This window comes from Mycolicibacterium obuense (genome assembly GCF_055397605.1).
Genome location: NZ_AP043663.1, coordinates 3,488,303 through 3,511,309, shown reverse-complemented (window position 1 = coordinate 3,511,309; position 23,007 = coordinate 3,488,303). Strand labels below are relative to the sequence as shown.

Genomic DNA, 23,007 nt, shown 5'->3' with positions numbered 1-23,007 from the left:
CTCGGTCGGGTGTGCGTCCTGGAGTAGGCAACCGGTCTGCCGAGGCATTCTGTTCCGCCGCTTCCTGGGAGTACGCTGATGTGAGCTCCATCACAAGGAGGTGGTGATGCGGATTTCCGATGTGCTGCGCGTCAAAGGCGCATCCGTCGCGACGATCACGCCGGAGACGTCGGTGGCCGGTCTGCTGACCGAGCTGGCGGTGCACAACATCGGCGCCATGGTGGTGGTATCAGCCGACGGGCTGCAGGGCATCGTCTCGGAACGCGACGTGGTGCGCGGTCTGCACGAGGTCGGCGCCGATCTGCTGCGGCGGCCCGTGGCCGACATCATGACCACCGTGGTGGCCACCTGCGCGCCGGATGACTCCGTCGACAGCCTGAGTGCGTTGATGACGACCAACCGCGTGCGCCACGTTCCTGTCGTCGTCGACGGTCGCCTGCGTGGGATCGTCAGTATCGGCGACGTGGTCAAGACGCGGATGGAGGAGCTCGAGCGCGAGCAGCAGCGTCTGCAGGACTACATCACCCAGGGATAGCTGAGTAGCATTTCCTCGGTGCGTATCGACGTCACCGCGGCTCGCCGGGCAGAGGTCAAGTCACTGTCGAAAGTGCTCGGACGCGCGTTCTTCGACGACCCTGTGATGCAGTGGATGATGCCCGACGACGCGCGTCGGGCGAAGGCTCTGCCCCGGATCTTCGCCGCGATGACCCGCCATCACTTCCTCGCCGGCGACGCGGTCGAACTCGCCAGGCGTGACGGCGGTCTCGGCGCGGCCGCGCTGTGGGATCCGCCGGGGCGGTGGCAGACCACCACCCGCGAGGACCTGGCGATGCTGCCGACCTTTCTGCTGGCGATGCGGGGTGAGTCCAAGCGCGGCATGGAGGTCTCGGAGCTGATGAAGCGTCATCACCCGGAGGAGCCGCACTGGTATCTCGCCGTGATCGGCAGTGATCCCGACGTGCGGGGCGCGGGCTTCGGGCAGGCGCTGATGGCATCGCGGCTCGACCGCTGCGACGCCGAGGGCGCGCCGGCGTACTTGGAGTCGACCAAGGAGTCGAACGTGCCCTACTACCTGCGATTCGGCTTCGAGGTCACCGGTGAGCTCGTGGTCCCCGGCGGCGGTCCGACGATGTGGCAGATGTGGCGAGCGCCGCGCTGATGTGGTGCTGGACTCAACTCCAGCTGAAATCGGCGCGCAGGCGTGCCGCCACCGCCTCGAACGTCCCGCGTTCGAGGATCGCGCCCTCTCGCCGGATGCCTTCCTCGGGCACGTCGAGAACCCGGTCGAGCCGCACCCAGCTGGCCCGGCCCTCGTAGTCCCACGTGCCGCTGCCGATGCCGATCCAGTTCGGGTCGCCCCGGTGGTGGTCCTGGCTCGACAGCATCAGCCCGAGCAGGGTGTCGCGGTCCCGGCCGACCACCAACACCGGACGGTCCTTGCCGCGCGTCGGGTCGTCCTCGTAGACCACCCAGGTCCACACGATCTCGCCCGGATCAGCGCGACCGTCGAGATCCGGGGCGTAGATCACCCTGCGGGCGCGGTGCGCGGTCGGCACGAACGTGTTCGACACCGGCCGGCCCGCGGGGAGCGCAGGGGTCGGCGACGCCTGGGTCCCGGCGATGACCTCCAGCCCCAGGCGCAGGCCCTGCTGGAGCCCGTACTGGATGCCCTGCTGGATTCCGCGCTGCAGCGAGTCCGACCGCTGGATGTGCCGAACCAGCTTGGGAGCTTCGGAGAACACCAGCCTCTGGAACGTCTTGAAGGGCGAGGACGATGACGCCATGACCCCCACTGTAGGCGGTCGCCGCGACGCTCGATTGTGTCGCGCGGGCCGGTGCTCGTTACTCTGGACTGGCCGTTTCCGGCACCCGTATCGCGCTCACCAGGAGAAATTCCATTAGCAGCTTCGCCGACAAGACCTTCACCGCGCCGGCGCAGATTCGGAACTTCTGCATCATCGCTCACATTGACCACGGCAAGTCCACGCTGGCCGACCGGATGCTGCAGCTCACCGGCGTGGTTTCCGACCGCGACATGCGGGCGCAGTACCTCGATCGGATGGACATCGAGCGGGAACGCGGCATCACGATCAAGGCGCAGAACGTGCGTCTGCCCTGGAAGGTCGGTGATCAGGAGCACGTCCTGCACCTGATCGACACGCCCGGCCACGTCGACTTCACCTACGAGGTGTCCCGCGCGTTGGAGGCCTGCGAAGGCGCCGTGCTGCTGGTCGACGCCGCCCAGGGCATCGAAGCGCAGACGCTGGCCAACCTCTACCTGGCCCTCGACAGGGACCTGACGATCGTCCCCGTCCTCAACAAGATCGACCTGCCTGCCGCCGACCCGGACCGCTACGCCGGCGAACTCGCTCACATCATCGGCTGCGAACCCTCCGACGTGCTGCGGGTGTCCGGCAAGACGGGCGAGGGGGTGGCCGAGCTGCTCGATGAGGTCGTGCGTCAGGTGCCGGCCCCCACCGGTGACGCCGACGCGCCGGCCCGGGCGATGATCTTCGACTCCGTCTACGACATCTACCGGGGCGTCGTCACCTACGTGCGCGTCGTCGACGGCAAGATCACCCCCCGCGAGCGCATCAAGATGATGTCGACCGGCGCGACCCACGAACTTCTCGAGGTCGGCATCGTCTCGCCCGAGCCCAAGGCCTCCGACGGCCTGGGCGTCGGGGAGGTCGGTTATCTCATCACCGGCGTCAAAGACGTCCGCCAGTCCAAGGTCGGTGACACGGTGACCTCGGCGCGAGGCGGTGCCACCGATCCGCTCACCGGTTACCGCGAACCCCGGCCCATGGTCTATTCCGGCCTCTACCCGGTCGACGGCTCGGACTACCCGGTGCTGCGAGAGGCGCTCGACAAGCTGCAACTCAACGACGCGGCGCTGACCTACGAACCGGAGACGTCGGTGGCGCTGGGCTTCGGGTTCCGCTGCGGGTTCCTCGGGCTGCTGCACATGGAGATCACCCGGGAGCGGCTCGAGCGCGAATTCAACCTCGATCTGATCTCCACCTCGCCCAACGTCGTGTACCGCGTGGTCAAGGACGACGGCACGGAGATGGTCGTCACCAACCCCTCGGATTGGCCTGAGGGCAAGGTCCGCGAGGTGTACGAGCCGATCGTCAAGACCACGATCATCGCTCCCAGCGAGTTCATCGGCACGATCATGGAGCTGTGCCAGTCGCGGCGCGGCGAACTCGGCGGAATGGACTACCTGTCGCCCGAGCGCGTGGAGCTGCGCTACACGATGCCGCTGGGTGAGATCATCTTCGATTTCTTCGACTCGCTGAAGTCACGCACCCGCGGCTACGCGAGCCTGGACTACGAGGAGGCCGGCGAGCAGGAGGCCGCGCTGGTCAAGGTCGACATCCTGCTGCAGGGCGAGGCTGTCGATGCGTTCTCGGCGATCGTCCACAAGGACGGGGCGAGCGCGTACGGCAACAAGATGACCACCAAGCTCAAAGAACTCATCCCGCGTCAGCAGTTCGAAGTGCCGGTGCAGGCGGCGATCGGCTCGAAAATCATTGCGCGCGAGAACATCCGGGCCATTCGCAAGGACGTGCTCTCCAAGTGCTACGGCGGTGACATCACCCGTAAGCGCAAGCTGCTGGAGAAGCAGAAGGAAGGAAAGAAGCGGATGAAGACCATCGGTCGGGTCGACGTCCCGCAGGAGGCGTTCGTCGCGGCGCTGTCCACCGAAGCGACCGCGGACAAGGCGAAGAAGTAGGCCGGCCCGATGCGACGCTGGCTGGTTGTCGCGCTGGCTGTGCTCGTGACCGGGTGTGGTGGGGGCGTTGCGGGCACCGCGGTGCCTGCCCCGACGGGTGGATTGGACTCGGTGTTGCTCAGCGATGTGGAGCTCGATGAACTGGTGCACACCAGTGGTTTTCACAGCGATCCGGACGGTAAAGAATTCACCGACGAGCTGGCGAAGGGCACCAGGCCGCCGGGGTGTGTGCACACCGTCGACGTCGCCGATCGCAACATCTACGAGCACGCCGGCCCGACCGCGGTACTGACCCGGACGTCGGAGTCGCCCTCCGGCTCAGTGGATCAGAGCGTGGTGGTCGTCCGCTCGGTCAAAGAGGCGCAGGGCATCGTCGACATGTCGAAGCTGTCGTGGAATGCGTGCGCCGGTTTCTCGGTGACGACCGGCGGGAGTGCGCCGGCCACCTGGCGGCTCGAGCCGGTGGAGTTCGCCGACGGCATCCCCACCCAGCGCGCCACGCGCTCGGACCGTGTGGGGGAGCAGTGCCAACACGCCATGGGGGTCGCGGTCGCCACCGTGGTCGAGGCGCTGGTGTGCGGCCCCGGTGTGACCAACGAGGCGTTCACGGTGGTGGCGAAGATGGTCAGGAACGCCGACCGGACCTGAACTTGCCGCGTGGATCGCGAGCGTGCGCACAATGCCTGTACTGATCGGCGCGCCGCGTGCGAACGCGCACGTTCGCCGGGCTGACGACAATTCTTCACGGCGAGCGCATCTCTGGGCTCGACGCCGCGACGTCGGCAACCATCCGACGATGACCGCGGCACTACCGATCGACCCACCCGACGGAAACGAGTACTGGAGTTGGCAGTTTCAGGGCAGGTGCCTGGACTTTCCTTCGGATCTGTTCTTCCCCGAGAGTGAGCGGCCCTCCGTGCGCAGGCGGCGGGAAGAGGAAGCCAAGCGCATCTGCCGGACCTGCCCGGTCCTGATGCGCTGCCGCGAGCACGCTCTGAGCGTTCCCGAACGTCACGGCGTCTGGGGCGCGACGACGCCGCGGGAACGCGGCATCGCACCGGCGCATCGCAAAGTCAGGGGGAGTGTGCGATGACCCGGACAGCACCGGCCACTGCGGCCGTCGACGAACTGAACCGAGTTATCGCCGACGTCACCCTGACCGAGATCGAGGTGGCCTCAAGCGATGCTTTCAGACACGTCAGCGACTGGGAGCGCCGGCGCTACTCGAGCACCGCGCCCATCCGTCGCGTTGGGTGACGACACACCGCGTGGGAGCGCCCGGTGTGTCGATATGGGCGCAGGTGCTTCTGGGCGAACCGGTCGCGCGGGGACGCCGGCCGTGCTATCGAAGGGGGGTGTCCACCAAACTCGCGGCGGTTGCCGGCGCCTGCCTCGTTCTGGCCGGCTGCGCCGGCGCGCCGGTGGACGACAGACCCGTGGTGCGTATTGCCGAGGCGGCTGCGCCGACCCCGGCGATCCCGCTCGGTGGATTCCTCCCGACGACGCCGGAGTTGGCGGCGCACCTCGGCACCCCGCCCATCGGCTTCGCCGGCCACCTCGTCGAGGGTGGGGCGGACATGCTGCTGCGCAGTGTCGGCGTCGGTGAAGCGTCCCCGGCGGACTGCCTGGGTGCGGCGTACCGGCTGCAACAGGCGGTGTACGACGGCAGCCCCGTGCAGTCGGTGGCCACCAACTCGTGGGCGGGCGGCAGCTTTGACGGGCCACCGGTGAGCGCGTTCTTCGGTGTTGTGCAGATGAGGAACCCGTCGGCCGCGCAGATGTTCTTCGCGGCCACCAGCCAGCAGTGGCGCCGGTGCAACGGCGAAACGGTCGCCCGCGATCAGGGCGGTGCCGGCGAGCTCAGCCGCATCGCCGACGTCGCGTTCGGTGAAGATGTCGTGTCCGCCAGCGTGCTGCACACGTCGGCGGGCACCGCGTCGCCGACTGCCCAGCGGGCGGTCGCTCTGGCCGGGGACTGCATTGTCGAGGTGGAGGTCAGCGACCCCCGCCCGGGCGGACAGGCCCAGCCCGCGGTGGACGTGGCCGAACTGATCGCGAACAAGATCACCGCGCACCGCTGACGGTGCGAGAATGGCGCGGTGAAACCTGCGCCGAAGTGGTGGGTGAGCAGCCTCGCGGTCGTCGCGTCGACCGTGCTGGCCGGGTGCGTCAGCACGGTCGAGGGTGCCGCCGTCCGCGCCAGCGGGCCGGGAGGTGACCTACCCGTGCTCGACGACGCCGCGCTGGGCCGGCTTCTTCTCAACATCGGTGAGATCAACGGGATCATGGGCAGCACCGGGATGCAGGTCGCCGGCGATGTCGACGAGATGACCGACCACTCCGACAGCGTGTCCGACGTCGACTGCCTCGGTGCGGTGTACGCAGCGGAAAAACCCGTCTACGCCGACACGGGCTGGACCGCGGTGCGTGACCGGGTGGCCCGCGAACCGGGCGACGACAACCAGCACTGGGTCGAAGAGACCGCGGTGCTGTACCCGGCGGCCCGCGATGCGCAGGCGTTCTTCGACTCGTCGTCGCAGACCTGGCAGGGCTGCGCGAACCAGTCCATCGGCACCAACGACGGTGACTACAGCTGGGCGCTGGGCGACGTCGACGTCGACGTGACCGACGGCGGCGCACCTCTTCTCACCCAGGCCGCCGAGCAGGACGACTCCGGGGGCTGGCAGTGCCAGCACGCACTGTCCGTGGTGTCCAACGCGACTGTCGAAGCGTGGGCCTGCGGCTATCGCATCGATGGTGAAGCGGCCGAGATCGCGGCCGCGATGGTCGTCAAGGCCGGACCGTGATTTCTCGGAAAGGTATGTGGCGCAGAACTATTCGGCTACCTTGAGGGTGACATTCGGGCGCCTCGCCGCGATCGCCGCGCCTGCGGCGAACACCACGACGCTGGTCGCGATCAGCAGGATGCGGATGCCCACCCGGTCGGCCTAGTCGTCGAAAGTTTGCAGGGCAGAATGGAACTCGTCGAACGCTTCCGTTCGGGAATGGCCCCGTACGATGGTCAGCCCTCACGTGGTCCCGCGAAAAGCATTGCGCGCAGGCAGAAGCAAAATCGCGACCCTCTTGTTACACGGGCCCGTTCGCCGGCTGGAAGACCCCGGAGCTGTCGGCTTCCTCTTCGGCGCGGATCACGTGCACGACCGCGTTGATCAATGCCAGGTGGGTGAACGCCTGCGGGAAGTTCCCGAGGTGTCGGCCGGTGCGCGGCTCGATCTCCTCGGCGTAGAGGTGCAGCGGGCTGGCGAACGACAGCAGGCGCTCGCACAGGTGCCGGGCCTGGTGGATCTCACCGATCTCCACGAGCGCGGACACCAACCAGAACGAACAAATAGTGAAGGTGCCCTCTTCGCCGGCCAGGCCGTCGTCGGTTTCCTCGACGCGGTAGCGCAGGACGAGGCCGTCCTCGGTCAACTCCTCGGCGATGGCCAGCACGGTGGCCCGAATCCGCGGATCCTCCGGCGGCAGGAACCGGGTCAGCACCGCGAGCAGCAGGGAGGCGTCGAGTGCGTCGTCCCCGTAACGCTGGGTCAGCACGCCCCGGGAGTCGACGCCGTGGGCGAGGATGTCGTCCTTGATCTCCTCGGCGATGGCCCGCCACTGCTGGGCGTAGGACTTCTCGCCTTCCAGCTCGGCCAGTTTCGATCCGCGGTCCAGCGCCACCCAGCACATGATCTTGCTGGAGGTGAAGTGCTGCGGCTCGCCGCGCACCTCCCAGATGCCGCGGTCGGGCTCCCGCCAGTGCTTGATCGCCTCCTCGACCTGTTCTTTGAGTACCGGCCACAGTGTTTCGGGGATCTGCTCGCGGGACTTGGTGTGCAGGTACACCGAATCGAGCATGGTGCCCCAGATGTCGTGCTGCATCTGGTCGAAGGCGCCGTTGCCGATGCGCACCGGCCGGGCGTTGTCGTATCCGGAGAGGTGGTTGAGTTCTTCTTCGACGAGGCTGCGCTCACCGCCCACGCCGTACATCACCTGCAGCGGATGCCGCTGACCGTTGTTGGCACCCGACACGTCGGCGATGAACGCGAAGAAGTCGTCGGCTTCGCGATCCAGACCCAGTGTGTACAGGCCCCAGAGGGCGAACGTCGAATCGCGCACCCAGGCGTAGCGATAGTCCCAGTTACGTTCTCCCTGAGGGGTTTCCGGCAGGGAGGTGGTGGGCGCGGCGAGCAGCGCGCCCGTGGGGGAGTAGGTGAGGCCCTTCAGCGTGAGCGCGCTGCGCTGCAGATACGACCGCCACGGATGATCGGGGAAATCACCGACGTTGATCCACTGCCGCCAACACTCACTGGTCTGCCACATCTTGTCGGCGGCCTCGTCGAACGTCTGCGGCGCCGGATGACCAGACCAGCTCAGGGCGACGAACACCTTGTCGCCCTCCTTGAGCCGGGTCCGAGCGCGGGCCTCCCGGCCCTCCAGGCCGATCCGCAGATTCGTAGTCAACCGCAGCGTCGGATGAGAGTCGGGGTTCTTCGTGGCCCGGGCGATCGCCTCCCCGTAGGCCTGCGCGGAGTACTCCCAGCTGGCACTCGTGCGGTGGTAGTCAAACGACGGCTCGCAGTTCATCACCAGCTCGACGGTGCCGCTCACGCAGCGCACCGTGCGCAACAGGATGTGCTCGGCGTCCCAGTCCATCGGGGTGCGACGGTGTGTGCGCGATCGCCGTTCGAGATCGTGCCAGGGGCCCATCACCAGCGCGTCGCGCACGATCAACCAGCCGGTGTGGGTCTGCCAGGTGGTCTCCAGGATCAGGCTGCCCGGCAGATAGCGACGAGCGGCGGGGACCGACACCCCGTAGGGGCCCAGCCGGAAGTGGCCCGCTCCGCGATCGAGGAGTGCGCCGAAGACGCTCGGGGAGTCCGGGCGCGGGACACACAACCACTCCACGGACCCTGCCGACGAGATGAGGCACGTGTTCTCGCAGTCGGACAGGAAGGCGTAGTCCGCGATCGGCGGGAACGGATTGCGCAGCGGAGCGGAGCTGGCGTACGACGGCGCGGTGGCCAGGGCGAACGCTGACGACTCTCCATCGACGCTGACAGTGTCGGTCAGGGAGTCGGATACGGCCTCGCTGGGCTGGGACATTCGCTCATCATCGACTGCGCGGCGCCCTGTCGTCTACTCAAAGCCCGCTACTGAAACCGATGCGCCTAGTCTGGGCCGGTGGGCGGATTCCTCGGCTGGTGGGACGGAGTCGAACTCTGGCTGACCGGGTTGCCGTTCGTGCTGCAGACCGTGGTGGTGATGCCGGTCGTGCTGACGCTGGCCTACGGGGCGGCAGCCGCGCTCGATGCCGTGGTCGACGGCGGCACCAAACTGCGGGCCCACCTGCGCCCCCCGCCGACAGAATCGACAAACGAGAGCGAGGAGGGCCGGTGAGCGGTATGCCGCGGTCGCGGGTGACGTTGGCGCTGATCGCGCTCGTCGTGCTGGTGATCCTGATGTGGCTTCTCACCCGCTGACCACAGACTGACACGCCGTCGGTGTTATTCTTCGCGCCATGCAGACGGCGGTCGGCGTCAACGGGGGTCACATCGTGGCCCTCATCGCCGTCGGGTTCTTTGCCGTCGCTGACGTTTGTTGTTGTTGCTGACTCCTCACCCCGTTCGGCGGTCAGGTGTTCGGCAACCATGTCTCGTGCCGTTCGTGCACGGTTTGCCCCCCACCTTCCGCGTGATCGGACCCCGCCTCACGTTCGTTCAAACCCGGAAAGGTCGTCCATGAACCTCCCCACTCGATGGCGCGCGGTAGCAGCGCTGGCTCTGAGCACCTCGCTCGTCGCGGCGTGCGGCGGCGGTGGGTCCAGCGATGTCGCCGGCGACAGCGGCGGATCGAACGCGGAGACGACGCTCACGCTGGTCGGGTACGCGGTGCCCGAGCCCGGGTGGAGCAAGATCATCCCCGCGTTCGCGGCCACCCCCGAGGGCAAGGGCGTCGCGGTGACGACGTCCTACGGCGCCTCCGGCGACCAGTCCCGTGCCGTTGTCGACGGCAAGCCCGCCGACATCGTGAACTTCTCGGTCGAGCCCGACGTCACCCGCCTGGTCAAGGCTGACAAGGTGGCCAAGGACTGGAACGCCGGCGCCACCAAGGGCATCCCGTTCGGCTCGGTGGTCTCGCTCGTGGTGCGCAAGGGCAATCCCAAGAACATCCGGGACTGGGACGATCTGCTGCAGCCCGGTGTCGAGGTCGTCACGCCCAGCCCGCTGAGCTCCGGCTCGGCCAAATGGAACCTGCTCGCGCCGTACGCGGCCAAGAGCGACGGCGGCAAGAATGCCCAGGCCGGCCTCGATTTCGTGAACAAGCTGGTCACCGAGCACGTCAAGACCCGGCCCGGCTCGGGTCGGGAGGCCACCGACGTGTTCCTGCAGGGCACCGGCGACGTCCTGATCTCGTATGAGAACGAGGCGATCAACGTGGAGCGGCAGGGCAAGCCCGTCGAGCACGTCAACCCGCCGCAAACGTTCAAGATCGAGAACCCGGTGGCCGTCACCACGACCTCGCAACACCAGCAGCAGGCCAACGCTCTGAAGAACTTCATCTACACCCCCGAGGGCCAGAAGCTGTGGGCCGAGGCCGGCTTCCGTCCGGTCGATCCTGCGGTGGCTGCCCAGTTCGCCTCCGACTTCCCGACGCCGCAGAAGCTGTGGACGATCGCCGACCTCGGCGGCTGGGGCGACGTGGATCCGGCGCTGTTCGACAAGGACAACGGCTCGATCACCAAGATCTACAAGCAGGCCACGGGATGACTTCGATCGCCGTCGAGCCGGCGGCACCGGAAGCGCCCCGCCGGGGGCGTAACCGGCACGGCAGTACGTCGCTGCGCGTCGGCGCCGCGACGCTGTGGTTGTCGGTCATCGTGCTGCTCCCGCTCGCGGCGATCGTCTGGCAGTCCGCGACGGGCGGGTGGCACGCCTTCTGGCTGGCCGTCACCTCGAACGCGGCGATCGAGTCGTTCAAGGTGACGTTGACGATCTCGGTGGGCGTGACGCTGATCAACGCGGTGTTCGGGCTGATCGTCGCGTGGGTGCTCACCCGCGACGATTTCCCGGGCAAGCGTCTGGTCGACGCGGTGATCGACCTGCCGTTCGCGCTGCCCACGATCGTGGCGAGCCTGGTGATGCTGGCACTGTACGGGCCGAACAGCCCCGTCGGGCTGCACCTGCAGCACACCAAGTGGGGTGTGGGTATCGCGCTGCTGTTCGTCACCCTGCCGTTCGTGGTGCGATCGGTGCAGCCGGTGCTCCTCGAGCTCGACCGTGAGGTGGAGGAGGCGGCCGCGTCGTTGGGCGCCGACAACCGCGTCATCTTCACCAGGGTCGTCCTGCCCGCGCTGCTGCCCTCGCTGCTGTCCGGCGCGGGCCTGGCGTTCTCGCGGGCGATCGGCGAATTCGGGTCCGTGGTGCTCATCGGTGGCGCGATACCCGGCGAGACCGAAGTGTCCTCGCAGTGGATTCGCACGCTCATCGAGAACGACGACAAAGTCGGTGCCGCGGCGATCTCCATCGTGCTGCTGGCGGTCTCGTTCGTCGTGCTGTTCGTGCTGAGGGCGCTTGGGGCGCGGGCGGCCAAACGGGAGGAGCTCGCACCGTGATCCTGTCCCTGGCGGTCAAGCTCCTGCTGCGTTGGGTGGCGATCGCCTACATCGCGATCCTCGTCCTGGTGCCGGTCGGCCTGATCCTGTGGCGCACCTTCTCCCCGGGGATCGGCGAATTCTTCGCCTCCGTCGGCACGCCGGCGGCGATCTCGGCGCTGCAGCTGTCCCTGCTGGTGGTCGCCATCGTGGTGCCGCTCAACGTGCTGTTCGGGGTTCCCACCGCACTGGTGCTGGCGCGCAACCGCTTTCGCGGCAAAAGCATCCTGCAGGCCGTCATCGACCTGCCGTTCGCGGTGTCGCCGGTGGTGGTCGGCGTCGCGCTCATCCTGCTCTGGGGATCGGCGGGGCTGTTCGGCTTCGTCGAGAACGACTTCGGGCTGAAGATCATCTTCAGCTTCCCCGGCATCGTGCTGGCCAGCGTCTTCGTCACCGTGCCGTTCGTCATCCGCGAGGTCGAACCGGTGCTGCACGAACTCGGCACCGACCAGGAGGAGGCGTCGGCGACGCTGGGAGCGCAATGGTGGCAGACGTTCTGGCGCATCACGCTGCCGTCGATCCGCTGGGGCCTGACCTACGGGATCGTGCTGACCGTCGCCCGCACCCTGGGTGAATTCGGCGCGGTCATCATGGTGTCGTCGAATCTTCCGGGTCAATCGCAAACCCTGACGCTGCTGGTCGCCGACCGCTACAACCGCGGTGCCGAATACGGCGCCTACGCGATCGCCACACTGTTGATGAGCGTCGCCGTCCTCGTGCTGATAGCCCAGGTCATCCTCGACGCCCGCCGGGCCAAGGCCGCACAATGAACACCGACCACGACCCGGGAGTCACACCCTCATGACCCACGCGATCACCGTCTCCGGCGCCAACAAGCGCTACGGCGATTTCGCCGCCCTCGACAACATCGACTTCGTCGTGCCCGCCGGGTCCCTGACCGCACTGCTCGGGCCCAGCGGGTCCGGAAAGTCGACCCTGTTGCGCGCCATCGCCGGCCTCGACGAACCGGACTCCGGCACGATCACGATCCACGGCCGCGATGTCACGGACGTGCCGCCCCAGAAGCGCGGCATCGGGTTCGTGTTCCAGCACTATGCGGCGTTCAAGCACCTGACCGTGCGGGAGAACGTCGCGTTCGGGCTCAAGATCCGCAAGCGGCCGAAGTCCGAGATCAAGGACAAGGTCGACAATCTGCTCGAGGTGGTCGGACTCGCCGGGTTCCAGACCCGCTATCCGAACCAGCTCTCCGGCGGGCAGCGTCAGCGCATGGCGCTGGCGCGTGCGCTGGCGGTGGATCCGCAGGTGTTGCTGCTCGACGAGCCGTTCGGCGCGCTCGACGCGAAGGTGCGAGAAGACCTCCGCGCCTGGCTGCGCCGCCTGCACGACGAGGTGCACGTGACGACGGTGCTGGTCACCCACGACCAGCAGGAGGCGCTCGACGTCGCCGATCGGATCGCTGTGCTCAACAAGGGCCGTATCGAGCAGGTCGGGTCGCCCACCGACGTCTACGACCGGCCGGCCAACGCGTTCGTGATGGGTTTCCTCGGTGCGGTGTCCACGCTCAACGGAGCGCTGGTGCGCCCCCACGACATCCGCGTGGGCCGCAATTCGGACATGGCGATCGCCAGCAGTGACGATTCCGTGCAGTCCGCCGGTGTCACCAAGGCCGTCATCGACCGCATCGTGATGCTCGGGTTCGAGGTGCGGGTCGAGCTCACCAACTCCGCCACCCACACGCCGTTCACGGCGCAGATCACCCGCGGCGACGCCGAGGCGTTGGGCCTGAAGCCGGGCGACACCGTTTTCGTCCGCGCCACCCGCGTGCCGCAGCTGCCGGAGGAGGCGACAACGAACTCCGCAGTCGCCGAGCCCGCGCAGATCTCGTAGTCAGGCCAACGCGAGGAACAGCTTCTCGAGCTCGTCGACACCCATTTTGCGCGTGCCGCCGTCGGACGCCGTGCCCTCGGTGACGCATTCGCGCAGACCCGTCGCGACGATCTTGAACCCGGCGCGATCGAGTGCACTTGACACCGCGGCGAGCTGCGTCACCACGTCCTTGCACTCCCGGCCCTGCTCGATCATCGAGATCACACCGGCCAGCTGGCCCTGCGCGCGGCGGAGCCTGTTCAAGACAGCGCCGATGGCTTCTTCGTCACCGACCATGGTGATTCCTTTCCGCACGGTGTTCGCGAGTGTCCGCGATCTTACCCACGGGGGTATAACGCGCGGAGTGGACAGAAGTATCCCAGTCGGCAGGACGCGTAGAGGACGCCCGACAGCGCCGTGAGCGTCGCGGTCAGCGCGCCGACGAGCGGGTGGATCTCCTGGGCGAGAATGACCGATGCCATCGCGAGGACGAACCATCCGAAGCCGATGCGCAGGGCCGCGACGCTGAACCGCTCGGTCAGCCGTGCCCCCGCGAGAGCACCCACCACCGCCGCGCCGGTGACCGCCGCGGCGAGCCGCCAGTCGATCGCGGCGGCGGACAGGTGACCTGCCAGCCCCGCGAAAGAGTTCATCGCGATCACCATCAACGAGGTGCCGATCGCGGTCGCCATCGGCAGGCCGGCGAGCAAGGCCAGCGCCGGCACCACCAGAAATCCGCCCCCGGCACCGACCAGTCCGGTGACGAGGCCGACGGCCGCCCCCTGCAACACGAGGGTGACCGGCCGACCGGTGGGGGATTGCACCGAACCGACGGCCTCTGCCGTGCGGCCGCGCAGCATCGCGATGGCCGCGCTGATCATCACCGCGGCCAAGCCGACCAGCAGTAGGGACCCGGGCAGGAACTGGCTGATCCAGCCGCCGGCGTAGGCGCCGACCATGCCGGCCGCGCCGAACATCAGTCCTGTCCGCCATTGCACGTGTCCGGCGCGCGCGTGGGACACGGCACCGACGACGCTGGTGACGCCGACCACGAGCAGTGACGTGGCGATCGCGTGAGCGGCGTCGAGGCCGGCCACGTAGGCCAGCAGCGGCACCATCAGGATCGAACCGCCGCCGCCCAGCAGACCCAGCGACAGCCCGACACCGAGGGCGAGCAGGACGGTCAGCGTGATCACGGGTCAGGCGTTCTGAGTGATCTCGACCCAGGCGCCGAACCCGCCCAGGATGTCGCTGACATCGGCGAAACCGTTGCGGCGCAGCATGCTTGCTGCGACCGAGGAGCGGTATCCGCCCGCGCAGTACACCACTGTCGGCGCGTGCGAATCCAATTCGGCCAGCCGGTCGGGCAATTGACCGACGGGGATGTTGACCGCGCCGGGAATCGTGCCGGCCTCGGCCTCACCCGGATTGCGGACGTCGACGATCTGCAGACCGGGAACGCTGGCTGCGCGCTGATCGAAGTCCTTGGCGGACAACCGTGATGCGATCTGCACCTGGTCGGGGTGGGACAGCATCGCCTGCTCGGGATTCTCCAGATGACCGATCACGCGGTCGAACCCGATGCGGGCCAGTCGATTCTTGCCCTCGAGCTCGTAGCCCGGATCGGTGATCAAGACGATGTCGCTGTCGGGTGTGACCACCGAGCCCGCGAATTCGGCATAGCGTCCCTCGAGTCCGATGTTGATCGCCGCGCGAAAGTGGCCCTGCGCGAACTCGATCGGACTCCGGCCGTCGACCAACACCGCGCCGGCGGCCAGTCTGTCCATCACCTGCGGGTAGCTCAACGCCGGGGGCATCTCGTCCTCGTCGAGCAGCGCGCGGTTCTTGCGGTTGAGGGTCGCGTCGTAGGCGAAGTAGCCCGGCGCGGGAGGTTGGCCTTCGGTGACCAGGGCGATGAACGTTTCCCGGTCGGGTGCGTTCAACGCGTAGTTCCACCGCTTCTGATCACCGATCGTCGACGACAGCTCCGTGGAGAGGTTCTTGCCGCAGGCCGAGCCGGCGCCGTGAGCCGGGTAGACACGGGTCTCATCCGGCAGTGTCATCAGCTTCTGGTGCAGCGAGTCGTACAGCATCGCAGCCAGTTCCTCGCGCGAGTAGCCGATGGATGCGAGTAGGTCGGGTCGGCCGACGTCGCCGATGAACAAGGTGTCGCCGGTCAGCACGCCGTAGGGCGCCCGGCCGCATCCTTCAGCGTCCTCGGGGTGTTCGTAGACCACGACGCTCATCGACTCCGGGGTGTGGCCGGGCGTGTGCCGGAACTCGAGCGTGACGCCGGCGGTGTCGAGGGAGTACCGCTGCCCGTCCTCGACGCCGAGGTAATCGAACTCGGGCGTGGCCACCGACGAGTACACGACCGTGGCTCCGGTGGCATCGGCGAGCTCGAGATGGCCGGACAGGAAGTCGGCGTGGAAGTGGGTCTCGATCACCAGGTCGATGTGCAGGCCCAGTTCGGCTGCGTCGGCGAGGTATTCCGACACGTCGCGCTGGGGGTCGACGACGACTGCGCGGCCCGAGTTCTCGTCGCCGATCAGGTACGACGCGTGGGACAGGCAGTCGAGGTAGTACTGGATGAACTTCATCGCTCGTCTCCTTTATACCCTAGGGGGTATCTCTTCGATATCACGAAGGTATACCCCCATAGGTATGTGGTCAAGGAGGGGAGTGTGTGAGCTACGCCGCGTCGATGGCCAGCAGCCGGTGCATCACGTCGGTCAGCGTCAACACCTCGACGCCGCCATTCCCGGCCACCACGGCGAGGTGCGTGCGCGTGCTCTTCATCAGCTGCAATGCCTCGTAGATCGGCGTGACCGCCGACAGTGTCACGGCGGGGCGCATGAGATCGCGAGCGCGCGCCGTCGAGGCGAGACCGTCGCGCACATGCACGACGCCGAGCACGGTGCCGCTACCGGCATCGCCCACCAGCAGGCGCAGGTGACCGGATTCTTGTGCAGCAGAACGGATCTGCGCGGTATCGGCCTCGGGGGAGACCCAGCCGCTCGGCGATGCCGGACGAGCCAGCTGTTCGACCCGCAAGCCGTTCAACTCCAGAGCGCTCGACAGGTTGGCGTGATAGACGGCATCGAGCGTGCCTGCGGCGGCGGAGTGCTCCACCAGCTGACGCAGGGTCTGCGGGTGCTGGCTGTCGGCGAGTTCGTCGACCGGGACGACGCCGACGCGACGCAGGCACCAGTTCGCCGCCTGGTTCAGCGCGTGCAGCAGGGGGCGGGTGACGAACATGAACCCGCGCATCGGTCCGGCCAGCAGCGCGGCGGACCGCTCCGGGTGGGCGATCGCCCAGGACTTGGGCGCCATCTCGCCGATCACGAGGTGCAGGAACGTGACGATGACCAGGGCCAACATGAAGCCGCCGGCGTCGGCGAGCCAGGAGGGCGCGCCGATATCCCTCAACCACGGCGAAAGGGCATAGTGCACAGCCGGTTTGGTGACTGCGCCGAGCAGCAGGGTGCAGGCGGTGATCCCGAGCTGTGCTCCGGCCAGCACCACCGACAGCTCCGCCGCGCTCCGCAGCGCCGCCCGGGCGCCACGGCTGTCGGCGGCCGCGTCCTCCAGCCGGCTTCGCCGTACGGCGATCAGCGAGAACTCGACAGCGACGAAGAAAGCACTCAGCGCGATCAGCACCACCGTGATCGCGACGATGGACCAGGGATCAGACATCGTTCTCCACTCGTGACGTCGGTTCGGCGACGGTCACGCTCAATTGGACGCGCGCCGGCACGCGCCGCCGGACGGCGCGGATCTCGGCGTCGAGGGCCCGCTCAGCGGGCGGTTGCGCGCTCAGGAAATCGGCCGGTTCGGCGGGCAGCGGCACCGACACGCGGTCGCCGACGGCCGGCAACCCGTCGGCGTGCGCGATCACCATGCCCGCAACCGTTTCGTAGTCACCGGTCGGCAGGGTCACGCCCAGCAATCGCTCCGCCTCGTCGACGGGCAGATCACCGGCCACCAGCCAGCCGTCCCCGACCTCGGTGACGGCCTCATGCTGCTGAGCGCCGTCATGCTCGTCGTCGATCTCGCCGACCAGCTCTTCGGCCAGATCCTCCATCGTGACGATCCCGGCGAATCCGCCGAACTCATCGATGACCACGGCCATCTCTTCTCGCGAATCAGCAAGAGAACGAACCACATTCGGTAGCGGCAGGGTCTCGGGCACGACCACGGCCTGTCGGCAGTGGTCCGCGGCCGTTCCCGACGGTCCGTCGAGTGAGAGCAGGTCGTGTAGGTGGATGACGCCGACCACCTCGTCGCGGTCGGCGGCGACCACCGGATAGCGCGTGTGCGCAGACGCCATGCGCGCCAACACATCGGCGACGGGCTCGGTGTCGAGCACCGTGTCGACGCGGGCACGCGGGATCATCGCGTGCCGGGCTGTGGACGTGGGGAAGTCGAGGATCCGGTCCAACAGCGTCGAGAGTTCCGCCGGAATCTCGCCCGCGGCACGCGATGTCGCGACGATGTACTCCATGTCGCGCGGGGTGGCGGAGTGCTCGACGTCGTGCACCGGTTCGATGCGCAGCGCGCGCAACAGCAGGTTCGACGATTGATCGAACAACCAGATCAGCCAGCCGAACAGCGTCAGGTAGGCGGTGGTGGACCAGGCCAGACGTCGCGCCAGCGCTTCGGGCTTGGCGAGCGCGAGGTTCTTGGGGAACAGCTCTCCGAACAGCATCTGGATCACCGTCGAGACGCCGATCGCGGCCACGCCGCCGATCGCCACGGCGATCGCCATCGGAAGCCCCGAACCGCCCAGCAGGGTCTCGAGGCCGCGGCCGATCAGCGGTTCGGCCGCGTAACCGACGAGCAGTCCGGTGACGGTGATGCCCAACTGGGCGCCCGAGAGCATGAACGACGTTCGTCGGGTCACCGTGAGCGCGCGTTCGGCGGCGCGATCACCGGCGTCGGCGCGGGCCTTCAGGCGGGAGCGGTCCACCGCCATGTAGGCGAACTCCTGAGCGACGAAATATCCCGTCGCCACGGTGATCGCGAAAACCACGACAAGGCCCAGCAGAATTGCAGCAACGGCGGTCAACACGTGACCGCCTCGGGTCTATGGGGGTGCATCGAGTCCTTGCTCGTAAGCCGTCAGGGTGGCCCCGAGCATACCTGGCTCAAGGGTTTGTGCTGGTCAGGCCGCTGCGTGGACCGAACGAGCGGCGTCGAAGCGGTCCAACACCGTTGCTGCTACCTGGCGGTGGGCGCCCAGCGGGGCCGACATCGGGATGCCCTCCTCGCGCGCGAACGCCGCGACGCGGTCGGTGATGCGGCCCGGCGCGAGGAACCACGGGGCGATCACCAGACGCGTCGCCCCGCGGCTGCGAAGCTCGGCGACCGCCTCGGCGGGAGATGGCGAGGGGCCGGTCGCGAACGCGGTGGTGGCCGTCCATCGGGTCGTCAGCACCAGGTCGCGCGCCACGGCACCGGTGCGAGAGTTGGCCTGCGCGTGCGACGATCCGACCGCGGTGACGATCACACCGACGTCAGGATCAAGGCGCGATACGCCTGCGTGCTCGAGACGCTGCCGCAGCACCGAGATCAGTCGGTCGTCCTCGCCGAGGACCTCGGCCTGACGCGCCTGCGACCCGGACTCGGCGATCATCGCCGGGATGTCCACGCGCGCGTGATAGGCGTCGGCCAGCAGCAGGGGCACCACCACGGCACGACCCCGCGGCAGGGCTGTGAGGACGTCGACGAGATTCGGTGCGTTCTGCTCACAGAACGCAACGCGGGCGTCGAGCCCCGGACGTAGCTGGCTGATGCTGTCGACGATCGCCTGCGCCGTCGCCGCCGAGCGGGGATCGGCGCTGCCGTGCGCCGTCAGCACCAGCGAATCCGCCAGGGGAGTCACGAGGCGTGTAGCCCGCACTCCGTCTTGGACTGCCCGGCCCACCGCCCGCTGCGCGGATCGGCGCCCGCGATCGGCTTGGCCGTGCACGGTGCGCAACCGATCGACGGATAGCCCTCGTCGACCAGCGGATTCACCAAGATGCCGTGCGTGTCGATGTAGTCCTGCATCTCGTCGTCCGTCCACGCCGCCAACGGGTTGATCTTCACCAGGCCGAACGCCTTGTCCCAGCTGATCAACGGGGCATTGGCCCGCGTCGGCGCCTCGACCCGGCGGATACCGGTGACCCACGCGGAGTAGCCGGCCAACGCCTTCGACAGCGGCTCGACCTTGCGCATCCGGCAGCACTCGTTGGCGTTGCGCTCGAACAGGTTCTTGCCGAACAACGCATCCTGCTCGGCGACGGTCTTCTCCGGCCGCACGTTCACGACGTTCACGTCGTAGACCGCCTCGACCGCGTCGCGTGTGCCGATCGTCTCGACGAAGTGGTATCCGGTGTCGAGGAACAGCACATCGACCCCCGGGCGCACCGCGGCGGCCATCTCGACCAGAACGCCGTCCTGCATGTTCGACGCCACGATGTAGTCACCCGCGAAGTTCTCGTCGGTCCATCGCAGCAGGTCCACGGCCGATGCGTGCGGGCCCAACTCCGCCGCGCCACGCTCGGCCAACTGCTGCAGGTCCGTCTCTGTCATCACGTCGGTCACGTCACATCACCTCAAGTCCGCATCGTCTGCTCGTAGTGCCCACGTAGCGAAACGCTCGCCCTGCTCTCGTTGTTTCACGAAATTGCGAACGACCCGCTCGATGTAGTCACCGAGCTCCGTGGCGACCACCTTGTGCTGGCGCAGCTTGCGGCCGAAGCCACTGTCCAGACCCAGACTTCCCCCCAGGTGAACCTGGAAACCCTCCTCGGGACCGTCGCCATCGTCCACCATCTGGCCCTTGAACCCGATGTCGGCGACCTGGATGCGGGCGCACGAGTTCGGGCAGCCGTTGATGTTGATCGTGATCGGCACGTCGAGCTGGCTGTTGATGTCCTCGAGCCGCTTCTCCAGCTCCGGCACCAGCACCTGCGAGCGGCTGCGGGTCTCGGCGAAGCTCAGCTTGCAGAACTCGATGCCGGTGCAGGCCATCAGGTTGCGCCGCCAATGCGACGGGGTGGACGGAAGATTCAGCGCGTCGAGGCCGGTACGCAGCTCGTCGAGCTTGTCGTCCGGGACGTCGAGGATGATCAGCTTCTGGTACGGCGTGAACCGGATGCGGTCACTGCCCGCCGCCTCGGCCAGATCGGCGACCTTGGTCAGGATCGTGCCCGACACCCGGCCGGCGATCGGGGCGACGCCCACGGCGTTGAGCCCGTTCTTGAGCTTCTGCACCCCGACGTGGTCGATGGGACGGGTCACCGGGTCGGGAGCCGGACCGTCGAGCAGCGGTCGCTTCAGGTACTCGGTTTCCAAAACTTCCCTGAATTTTTCTACACCCCAGTCCTTGATCAGGAACTTCAGCCGTGCCTTGGCGCGCAGGCGCCGGTAGCCGTAGTCACGGAAGACGCTGACCACGCCCTCCCACACGTCGGGCACCTCGTCGAGCGGCACCCAGGCGCCGACCCGCTGTCCCAGCATCGGGTTGGTCGACAGGCCGCCGCCGACCCACAGGTCGAAGCCGGGTCCGTGCTCGGGATGTTCGACGCCGATGAACGCGACGTCGTTGACCTCGTGCACGACGTCCTGCAGGCCCGAGATCGCGGTCTTGAACTTGCGCGGCAGGTTGGAGTACTCGGGCTTGCCGACGTAACGCTTGACGATCTCGTTGACCGCCGGCGTGCCGTCGATCACCTCCACGAGTGACTCACCGGCCAGCGGCGATCCGAGAACGACGCGCGGGCAGTCGCCGCATGCCTCGGTCGTCTGGAGTCCGACCTCGTCGAGGCGGCGCCAGATCTCCGGCATGTCCTCGACGCGAATCCAGTGGTACTGGACGTTCTGGCGGTCGGAGATGTCGGCGGTGTCCCTGGCGAATTCGGTCGAGATCCCGCCGAGGGTGCGCAGCGCGGCCGCGGTCAGCGCGCCGCCGTCGCTGCGGACCCGCAGCATGAAGTACTCGTCCTCGAGCATGTCGGTGTTCTCGTCACCGGTCCAGGTGCCGTCGTAGCCGGGCTTGCGCTGGGTGTAGAGCCCCCACCAGCGGAAACGACCGCGCAGGTCACCCTTGTCGATCGACTCGAAGCCGCCCTTGGCGTAGATGTTCTCGATCCGCTCCCGAACGTTGAGCGGGTTGTCGTCCTTCTTGGCCTGCTCGTTGGCGTTGAGCGGCTCGCGATACCCGAGCGCCCACTGGCCTTCGCCGCGGGGCCGCTTGGCGGGCTTGGGTGTTGCTTTCGGTGATGCTGATGTCATCTTGGCTCCTGGATCGGAGCCGGCCTTCGTCACTGCGCGAAATCACCGGGGCTGTCCGGCGACGCAGATCCGGCGGCCAGCTGAAAAGTGCAGGTGGGCAGGTCTACGAAGTCACAGGGGACAACAACAGCTGCTGCACACACGCTTGAAGTCGACGTGACGACGAATCACCAGCGTTACGCGGGTGGGCACGATGCCGGCATCGATCACCCGGCCATTGTGCCATGAAGGGGCCCACCGGTCCCAACCGGCACAGATTTACGCTCACCGCGAGCAAAAGTCCGCCTCGCCCCACCTGGGACACTGATCGCATGCCCGTCCTACCCGCCCAGCCCGCGCAGCTCCCGGAGCTGATGCCGGCCCCGGGGGCGCCGTTCGGGCTCTACATTCACGTGCCGTTCTGCGCCACCCGCTGCGGATACTGCGACTTCAACACCTACACGCCCGCCGAGCTGGGCGGTGCTTCCTCCGGTGCCACACCGGCGGGCTGGCTGGCGGGACTGCGGACCGAGCTCGCGCTCGCCGCGGCGCGGCTCGGGACCGCCCCGCCGGTATCGACGATCTTCGTCGGCGGTGGGACTCCGTCACTGCTGGGTGCCGCCGGTCTTGCCGAGGTACTCGATGCGACCCGCGAACACTTCGCCCTCTCGAGCGATGCGGAGGTGACCACCGAAGCCAACCCGGAATCGACGTCGCCGGCGTTTTTCGACGGGCTGCGCTCGGCCGGGTACACGCGCGTCTCGCTGGGCATGCAGTCCACGGCGCCCCACGTGCTGGCGACATTGGATCGGGTGCACTCGCCGGGCCGTCCGCTGGAGGCGGCGCGGGAAGCCCGTCGGGCGGGCTTCGAGCACGTCAACATCGACCTGATCTACGGCACGCCGGGAGAGAGCGACGACGACCTGCTGCGCTCCGTCGACGCCGCGATCGAGGCGGGCGTCGACCACGTATCGGCCTACGCGTTGATCGTCGAAGACGGCACCGCGCTGGCCCGCAAGGTGCGCCGCCACGAGCTGCCCGCCCCTGACGACGATGTGCTGGCCCGCCGCTACGAGCTGCTCGACCAGCGGCTCGACGCGGCCGGGCTGCGGTGGTACGAGGTGTCGAACTGGAGCAGACCCGGCGGGGAATGCCGGCACAACCTGGGGTACTGGGCGGGCGGTCAGTGGTGGGGTGCAGGCCCCGGCGCCCACGGCTATGTGGGCGGCACCCGGTGGTGGAACGTCAAACACCCCAGCGCCTACGCGGCCGTCCTGGCAGACCGGCGCCTGCCGGTGGCCGATTTCGAGACCCTTGACCGCGACACCTCACACGTCGAGGACGTGATGCTGCGGGTGCGGCTTCGCGCCGGTCTGCCGACCGCGCTGCTGGGCGACGACGAGCGTGCCCGCGCGGCCCGCATCGTCGACGACGGCCTGCTGCGTGCCGACGGTGATCGGCTGGTGCTCACCGATCGGGGCCGGCTGCTGGCCGACGCAGTGGTGCGGGACCTGCTGGTCTGACCAGG

General features: G+C 67.9%; 25 protein-coding genes. 15 read left to right on the top strand and 10 right to left on the bottom strand.

Annotated features, from left to right (window positions below):
• The first annotated feature begins 106 nt into the window (after nucleotides 1-106).
• Nucleotides 107-535, top strand: coding sequence for a CBS domain-containing protein (locus ACZ50N_RS16700; protein ID WP_046364953.1), 429 nt, complete (start codon nucleotides 107-109; stop codon nucleotides 533-535).
• Nucleotides 536-553: 18 nt separating this feature from the next.
• Nucleotides 554-1,159, top strand: coding sequence for a GNAT family N-acetyltransferase (locus ACZ50N_RS16695; RefSeq protein WP_464473342.1), 606 nt, complete (start codon nucleotides 554-556; stop codon nucleotides 1,157-1,159).
• 13 nt (nucleotides 1,160-1,172) lie between these two features.
• Here the strand turns inward: ACZ50N_RS16695 and ACZ50N_RS16690 are convergent, their stop codons facing one another.
• Nucleotides 1,173-1,784 carry a type II toxin-antitoxin system PemK/MazF family toxin gene (locus ACZ50N_RS16690; protein ID WP_464473341.1) on the bottom strand — a complete coding sequence of 204 codons (612 nt, stop codon included), beginning with the start codon at nucleotides 1,782-1,784 and terminating at the stop codon, nucleotides 1,173-1,175.
• 68 nt (nucleotides 1,785-1,852) lie between these two features.
• On the opposite strand from ACZ50N_RS16690, the gene lepA reads away from it, so the two are divergent.
• The 6 genes from lepA (at nucleotide 1,853) to ACZ50N_RS16660 (ending at nucleotide 6,546) form a co-directional block, all read left to right on the top strand.
• Complete coding sequence (gene lepA, locus ACZ50N_RS16685) at nucleotides 1,853-3,739, top strand: translation elongation factor 4 (protein ID WP_464475663.1); 1,887 nt, start codon at nucleotides 1,853-1,855, stop codon at nucleotides 3,737-3,739.
• 9 nt (nucleotides 3,740-3,748) lie between these two features.
• Nucleotides 3,749-4,387 carry a sensor domain-containing protein gene (locus tag ACZ50N_RS16680; RefSeq protein WP_464473340.1) on the top strand — a complete coding sequence of 213 codons (639 nt, stop codon included), beginning with the start codon at nucleotides 3,749-3,751 and terminating at the stop codon, nucleotides 4,385-4,387.
• A gap of 148 nt (nucleotides 4,388-4,535) precedes the next feature.
• Nucleotides 4,536-4,832, top strand: a complete 297-nt coding sequence (locus tag ACZ50N_RS16675) for a WhiB family transcriptional regulator (RefSeq protein ID WP_464473339.1) — start codon at nucleotides 4,536-4,538, stop codon at nucleotides 4,830-4,832.
• Nucleotides 4,829-4,996: a hypothetical protein gene (locus ACZ50N_RS16670; RefSeq protein ID WP_464473338.1), complete on the top strand. Its 168-nt coding sequence runs from the start codon at nucleotides 4,829-4,831 to the stop codon at nucleotides 4,994-4,996. The genes ACZ50N_RS16675 and ACZ50N_RS16670 overlap by 4 nt, the downstream gene beginning before the upstream one ends.
• Nucleotides 4,997-5,094: 98 nt before the next feature.
• Nucleotides 5,095-5,820 carry a sensor domain-containing protein gene (locus tag ACZ50N_RS16665; RefSeq protein ID WP_464473337.1) on the top strand — a complete coding sequence of 242 codons (726 nt, stop codon included), beginning with the start codon at nucleotides 5,095-5,097 and terminating at the stop codon, nucleotides 5,818-5,820.
• Between the two features lie 18 nt (nucleotides 5,821-5,838).
• Nucleotides 5,839-6,546: a sensor domain-containing protein gene (locus tag ACZ50N_RS16660; protein WP_464473336.1), complete on the top strand. Its 708-nt coding sequence runs from the start codon at nucleotides 5,839-5,841 to the stop codon at nucleotides 6,544-6,546.
• Between the two features lie 280 nt (nucleotides 6,547-6,826).
• Here the strand turns inward: ACZ50N_RS16660 and ACZ50N_RS16655 are convergent, their stop codons facing one another.
• Nucleotides 6,827-8,845: a glycoside hydrolase family 15 protein gene (locus tag ACZ50N_RS16655; RefSeq protein WP_048422814.1), complete on the bottom strand. Its 2,019-nt coding sequence runs from the start codon at nucleotides 8,843-8,845 to the stop codon at nucleotides 6,827-6,829.
• Between the two features lie 78 nt (nucleotides 8,846-8,923).
• Here ACZ50N_RS16655 and ACZ50N_RS16650 point away from each other — a divergent pair, with 78 nt between their 5' ends.
• From ACZ50N_RS16650 to ACZ50N_RS16625, 6 genes are all read left to right on the top strand, one after another.
• Nucleotides 8,924-9,139, top strand: a complete 216-nt coding sequence (locus ACZ50N_RS16650; protein WP_464473335.1) for a hypothetical protein — start codon at nucleotides 8,924-8,926, stop codon at nucleotides 9,137-9,139.
• Between the two features lie 121 nt (nucleotides 9,140-9,260).
• Nucleotides 9,261-9,353, top strand: a complete 93-nt coding sequence (locus ACZ50N_RS16645) for an Ms4533A family Cys-rich leader peptide (protein WP_353960632.1) — start codon at nucleotides 9,261-9,263, stop codon at nucleotides 9,351-9,353.
• 127 nt (nucleotides 9,354-9,480) lie between these two features.
• Nucleotides 9,481-10,509, top strand: a complete 1,029-nt coding sequence (locus tag ACZ50N_RS16640) for a sulfate ABC transporter substrate-binding protein (protein WP_464473334.1) — start codon at nucleotides 9,481-9,483, stop codon at nucleotides 10,507-10,509.
• Nucleotides 10,506-11,354, top strand: coding sequence for a sulfate ABC transporter permease subunit CysT (gene cysT, locus ACZ50N_RS16635; protein WP_048422817.1), 849 nt, complete (start codon nucleotides 10,506-10,508; stop codon nucleotides 11,352-11,354). Before ACZ50N_RS16640 ends, cysT begins: the two co-directional genes overlap by 4 nt.
• Nucleotides 11,351-12,163, top strand: coding sequence for a sulfate ABC transporter permease subunit CysW (gene cysW, locus ACZ50N_RS16630; RefSeq protein WP_464473333.1), 813 nt, complete (start codon nucleotides 11,351-11,353; stop codon nucleotides 12,161-12,163). The genes cysT and cysW overlap by 4 nt, the downstream gene beginning before the upstream one ends.
• A 31-nt stretch (nucleotides 12,164-12,194) precedes the next feature.
• Nucleotides 12,195-13,241: a sulfate/molybdate ABC transporter ATP-binding protein gene (locus ACZ50N_RS16625; RefSeq protein ID WP_046363766.1), complete on the top strand. Its 1,047-nt coding sequence runs from the start codon at nucleotides 12,195-12,197 to the stop codon at nucleotides 13,239-13,241.
• Here the strand turns inward: ACZ50N_RS16625 and ACZ50N_RS16620 are convergent, their stop codons facing one another.
• The 8 genes from ACZ50N_RS16620 to ACZ50N_RS16585 form a co-directional block, all read right to left on the bottom strand.
• Nucleotides 13,242-13,517: a metal-sensitive transcriptional regulator gene (locus ACZ50N_RS16620; protein ID WP_464473332.1), complete on the bottom strand. Its 276-nt coding sequence runs from the start codon at nucleotides 13,515-13,517 to the stop codon at nucleotides 13,242-13,244.
• Between the two features lie 41 nt (nucleotides 13,518-13,558).
• A complete protein-coding gene (locus ACZ50N_RS16615; RefSeq protein WP_048422819.1) occupies nucleotides 13,559-14,416 on the bottom strand; it encodes a sulfite exporter TauE/SafE family protein in 858 nt (285 codons plus the stop codon).
• 3 nt (nucleotides 14,417-14,419) lie between these two features.
• Nucleotides 14,420-15,820, bottom strand: coding sequence for an MBL fold metallo-hydrolase (locus ACZ50N_RS16610; RefSeq protein WP_464473331.1), 1,401 nt, complete (start codon nucleotides 15,818-15,820; stop codon nucleotides 14,420-14,422).
• Between the two features lie 91 nt (nucleotides 15,821-15,911).
• Complete coding sequence (locus ACZ50N_RS16605; RefSeq protein ID WP_464473330.1) at nucleotides 15,912-16,916, bottom strand: hemolysin family protein; 1,005 nt, start codon at nucleotides 16,914-16,916, stop codon at nucleotides 15,912-15,914.
• The gene (locus ACZ50N_RS16600) at nucleotides 16,909-18,291 is read right to left on the bottom strand and encodes a hemolysin family protein (protein ID WP_464473329.1); all 1,383 of its coding nucleotides are present in this window, start codon (nucleotides 18,289-18,291) and stop codon (nucleotides 16,909-16,911) included. The genes ACZ50N_RS16605 and ACZ50N_RS16600 overlap by 8 nt, the downstream gene beginning before the upstream one ends.
• Before the next feature lie 93 nt (nucleotides 18,292-18,384).
• A complete protein-coding gene (locus ACZ50N_RS16595; RefSeq protein WP_464473328.1) occupies nucleotides 18,385-19,104 on the bottom strand; it encodes a sirohydrochlorin chelatase in 720 nt (239 codons plus the stop codon).
• Nucleotides 19,101-19,796: a phosphoadenylyl-sulfate reductase gene (locus ACZ50N_RS16590; protein ID WP_464475662.1), complete on the bottom strand. Its 696-nt coding sequence runs from the start codon at nucleotides 19,794-19,796 to the stop codon at nucleotides 19,101-19,103. The genes ACZ50N_RS16595 and ACZ50N_RS16590 overlap by 4 nt, the downstream gene beginning before the upstream one ends.
• A gap of 18 nt (nucleotides 19,797-19,814) precedes the next feature.
• Nucleotides 19,815-21,500 carry a nitrite/sulfite reductase gene (locus ACZ50N_RS16585; RefSeq protein WP_464473327.1) on the bottom strand — a complete coding sequence of 562 codons (1,686 nt, stop codon included), beginning with the start codon at nucleotides 21,498-21,500 and terminating at the stop codon, nucleotides 19,815-19,817.
• A 311-nt stretch (nucleotides 21,501-21,811) separates the two neighbouring features.
• Between ACZ50N_RS16585 and hemW the strand changes: the two genes are divergently transcribed.
• Entirely contained in the window at nucleotides 21,812-23,002 is a 1,191-nt protein-coding gene (hemW, locus tag ACZ50N_RS16580; protein ID WP_464473326.1) for a radical SAM family heme chaperone HemW, read from the top strand.
• Nucleotides 23,003-23,007 lie beyond the last annotated feature (5 nt).